At 70.3% G+C, this 936-nt stretch carries 1 protein-coding gene; it reads right to left on the bottom strand.

Translation table 11 applies throughout. From position 1 onward, the window contains the following. Window positions 1-936: acyltransferase domain-containing protein (locus tag HCJ93_RS29040; RefSeq protein ID WP_167998806.1), on the bottom strand; the 936-nt coding region annotated here is incomplete at both ends.

Below are 936 nucleotides of genomic sequence, written 5' to 3'. Positions count from 1 at the left end.
GACGTGGAGTTCGGCTGCGGCGCGGGTGAGGGCGTGGGTCTCGTCGAGGTTCTTGACCAGGCTGGGCAGGAGAAGGGTGTCGGTGCGGGTGACGGTGTCCTGGGCGAGGGCGGTGAGGACGCCGCCGGGGCCGATTTCCAGGTAGCGGGTGGTGTCGTGCTGTTCGAGCCAGGTGATCTGGTCGGCGAAGCGGACGGCGTCGCGGATGTGGCGGACCCAGTACTTGGGGTCGCGCACCGCCTCACCGGCGGGCAGCGCCAGCCGCGTCGGGTGGAACTCCACACTGTCCAGGACCTGCCGGAACTGGTCGAGCATGGGGTCCATGTGGGGGGAGTGGAAGGCGTGGCTGACCTTCAGACGCCGGGTGCGGTGGCCGCCTGCGGAGAGCTGGGCGGCGATGTCCTCGACGATGTGCTCGGTGCCGCTGATGACGGTGGCGCGGGGTCCGTTGACGGCGGCGATCGCCACGTGCTCTTCGTGTCCGGCGAGCAGGGGCAGGACGTCGGTCTCGGGTGCTTCGATGGCGATCATGGTGCCGCCGGGCGGGAGTTGTTGCATGAGTCGGCCGCGGGCGGCGACGAGGGTGCAGGCGTCGGCCAGTGACCACAGGCCTGCGGTGTGGGCGGCGGCGAGTTCGCCGATGGAGTGTCCGGTGACGAGGTCGGGGTGGATGCCCCAGGACTCCAGCAGCCGGAAGAGGGCGACTTCGAGGGCGAACAGGGCGGGCTGGGTGTAGGCGGTGTGGTCCAGCAGAGCCTGCTCACCGGGTTCGGCGAACATCACCTCACGCAGAGGCCGGTCCAACTCCCGGTCGAAGTGCGCGCAGATCTCGTCCAGCGCGGCGGCGAACACGGGGAAGGCCTCGTACAGTTCGCGTCCCATCCCGGCCCGCTGACTGCCCTGCCCCGAGAACAGGAACGCCAACCGCCCCTGCGC

Source organism: Streptomyces composti (assembly GCF_012034205.1).
Taxonomy (GTDB): Bacteria; Actinomycetota; Actinomycetes; order Streptomycetales; family Streptomycetaceae; genus Streptomyces; species Streptomyces composti.
The sequence above is the reverse complement of the archived record's forward strand: the minus strand, read 5'-3'. Positions and strand labels throughout refer to the sequence as shown.